This window comes from Clostridium sp., assembly GCF_040797585.1.
Classification (GTDB): domain Bacteria; phylum Bacillota; class Clostridia; order Clostridiales; family Clostridiaceae; genus Clostridium_Z.
In genome coordinates this window covers 1-3,215 of record NZ_JBFNEO010000264.1, presented here as the reverse complement: position 1 = coordinate 3,215, position 3,215 = coordinate 1, and the positions used below count along the sequence as shown (strand labels likewise).

The window sequence follows — 3,215 nt, the reverse complement described above, 5'->3', positions numbered from 1 at the left end:
GGTGTTAAACCGAACAGGAAATGACCAATTGGCTTAACAGTTTTATTTTCAAAAGCTTTACTTAAGAAAAATAATATTATAGAAATACCGGTTATGATTATAGCAAACTTATAATCAAGGAATAATAAGAAAATTGTTGAAAAAATATATACTCCACTAGAAAATATAATATTTATTAACTTAAAGAAAAAAGTATTCTCAAAAACATTTATATCATTAATTAAATTTGATATATAAGCATCTTTTGATTTTTTACTAAAGTTCTTATAAGATGATTTTAATATTTTATCGAAAGCTTTTACCCTAACCTCTAAAATAGTATCCCTCATATAAGAAATTCTCATAAATCTTGATATAATATACATTATCGCTCCAAGAAGTATTACCACAACTGAAAAGATAAGTATTTTCATAAAATATTCTATACTTCCTTTTTCCACACTTCCTATAAGTAGTGCCATAGAGACATTTACTAGCATCTGCTCTATAACTGGTATAAAACAAGCCACTAGATAGAGAATAAACCGTCCCTTTCTTTTTAGTAATAATTCCTTCAATTTAAGATTCCCCCTAATATTTTTAATGTATAAATTTTACCATATTTTATACCTATTGTATCGAGTTATTTTTTAAATATTTTGAAGGTTAGTTTCATCTACCATATAACATACATAGATACATCATATCAAAACTCAATCTTTAAATATCTACCCTTCCTTATCTTCTAATATCTCCATAAACTTTGTAGATGCTGGTGACAGTGATATGTTCTTTAGGAAACATATACCTATACTTCTTTTTGGAATCTCCTCCTCTAACTTAACTTCATAAACCAATCCTTTTTCTAAATACTCCTTAGAAAATTCCTTAACCACACAGGATACTCCAAGATTTATCTTTGCAAATTCTAATAATAAATCATGGGAGCCCAGCTCAATTTCTGAACTTATTTTAACTCCCTTTGATAATATATACTTCTCCACATACTTTCTTGAATTAGAATTAGGTTCAAGTAATATAAGAGGAAGTTTTGATAATTCTTTAAAGTTTATAGGCTCTGAGATATTTTCCTTGTATTTTTCTCCACATACAAAAATATCACTAATATCTATGCACTTTCTTATCTCCAACGCTGAATCTTTAATAGGTAAATTTCCAATGGCAATATCAATATCTCCTGACTTTAACATAGAGCAAAGCTCTAAAGTTGTACGATTAATTATTTTAAGCTTAATATTTGGATATCTAATGTGAAACTTTTCTAAAAAAGGCAGTAGAAAATATCTCGAGATTGTATCTCCAACTCCTATCTGCAAATCTCCAACCATTAAATTCTTAACCTGTTCTAACTTTCTCTCTCCAACTCCAATTAAATTAATAGCGGAGCTTGTATATTCATATAGAATTTGTCCTTCCTTAGTAAGGGTGACCCCCTTAGGTATTCTAGTAAAAAGTCTCATATCTAATTGATTCTCAAGCTGCATAATTCCTTGGCTTACTGCTGGCTGTGTCATGTAAAGGGCTTTTGCAGCCTTAGAAAAACTTTTATGTTCAGCCACCTTGCAAAATATCTTATATAAATCCAATTTGTTTACCATATAAGTACTCCTTATATCTAATATAATATCTATTTATTTTACTTATATCATAAAAATGTATATAGTAAAAGTATAAAGTAAATTTTTAATTGTAAATTAAATAATTCTATTACTTAATTGTAGCTTTCTAGAGATACAAATTAAATAGTTAAATAAACTCTATATAGCCTAAGCTATGTAGGATTAATAAGGAGAGATTTTAAAATGGAAAGAGTAGTGGGAACTGTTGCTCGTGGACTTCGTGCGCCAATTATAAATAATGGAGATAATATAGCAGATATAGTTGTAGATACTGTATTAAAAGCTTCAGAAGTAGATGGTTTTTCTATTAACGATAAGGATATAGTTACTGTAACAGAATCTGTAGTTGCTCGTGCACAAGGAAACTATGCAAGCATAGATGCAATTGCTAAAGATGTAAATTCAAAGTTTGGCGATGACACTATTGGTGTTATATTCCCTATATTAAGCCGTAACCGTTTTGCTATTTGTTTACGTGGTATTGCAAAGGGAGCTAAGAAAGTTGTATTAATGTTTAGTTATCCATCTGATGAGGTAGGTAACCACTTAGTAGATATAGATGAGCTTGATGAAAAAGGTGTTAACCCTTGGACTGATGTTCTAACAGAAAAAGATTTCCGTAACCACTTCGGATATAAAAAACATACTTTCACAGGAGTAGACTATATTGATTATTATAAATCCTTAATTGAGGAATATGGTGTTCAATGTGAAATAATCTTCTCAAATAATCCAAAAACTATTTTAGATTATACAAAGAGTGTTCTTGCATGTGACATTCACACAAGAATGAGAACTAAGAGAATATTAAAAGCAAATGGCGGAGAAAAGATATATAGCCTTGATGATATATTATCAGAATCTATTGATGGCAGTGGATTTAATCCAGAATACGGTCTTTTAGGTTCAAATAAAGCCACTGAAGAAAGTGTTAAGCTTTTCCCACGTGACTGCCAACCTGTTGTTGATGAAATACAAACTGTATTAAAAGAAAAGACTGGAAAGACTGTTGAAGTAATGGTTTATGGAGACGGTGCATTTAAAGATCCTGTAGGTAAGATTTGGGAGCTTGCTGATCCTGTTGTATCCCCTGCTTACACTAAAGGACTTGAAGGTACTCCTAATGAAGTAAAGCTTAAATATCTTGCTGATAATAACTTTGCTGACTTAAAGGGAGAAGAGCTTAAGAAAGCTATCTCTGAATACATTAAGAATAAGGAAGAAGATCTTGTAGGAAGCATGGAAGCTCAAGGTACTACCCCTAGAAGACTTACTGACCTTATCGGTTCTCTTTCTGACTTAACTTCAGGAAGTGGAGATAAGGGTACTCCTATCATATATATCCAAGGATATTTTGATAACTATACAAAATAGTAATTTCTATTCATAAATATACTAAAACCTACTACTAGATGTAGATTAGATTCTATCATTTAGTGGTAGGTTTTTTCATACCTTTAATATAAGCTTATTTAGTAACTTATTAATTTTACATGTTATACTTTTATAAGTATAATAATTTCTAGAATATTAAATAGTAGTATGGTCATAGATGAAATAATTTTTATATAGGGTTTCTATCTTAAATGTTAACTT

At 29.8% G+C, this 3,215-nt stretch carries 3 protein-coding genes; 1 reads left to right on the top strand and 2 read right to left on the bottom strand.

The genetic code is table 11. The annotated features are described in order from the left end of the window. Both AB2369_RS12500 and AB2369_RS12495 read right to left on the bottom strand, forming a co-directional pair. Positions 1 to 557 (bottom strand): ABC transporter transmembrane domain-containing protein (locus AB2369_RS12500; RefSeq protein WP_367666805.1); only part of this gene is annotated, 557 nt, incomplete at its 3' end. Between the two features lie 150 nt (positions 558 to 707). After that, positions 708 to 1,598, bottom strand: a complete 891-nt coding sequence (locus AB2369_RS12495) for a LysR family transcriptional regulator (RefSeq protein WP_367666804.1) — start codon at positions 1,596 to 1,598, stop codon at positions 708 to 710. Positions 1,599 to 1,802: 204 nt separating this feature from the next. Here AB2369_RS12495 and AB2369_RS12490 point away from each other — a divergent pair, with 204 nt between their 5' ends. After that, on the top strand, positions 1,803 to 2,993 hold the full coding sequence (locus tag AB2369_RS12490; RefSeq protein WP_367666803.1) for a coenzyme F420-0:L-glutamate ligase: 1,191 nt from the start codon (positions 1,803 to 1,805) through the stop codon (positions 2,991 to 2,993). Positions 2,994 to 3,215: the final 222 nt, after the last annotated feature.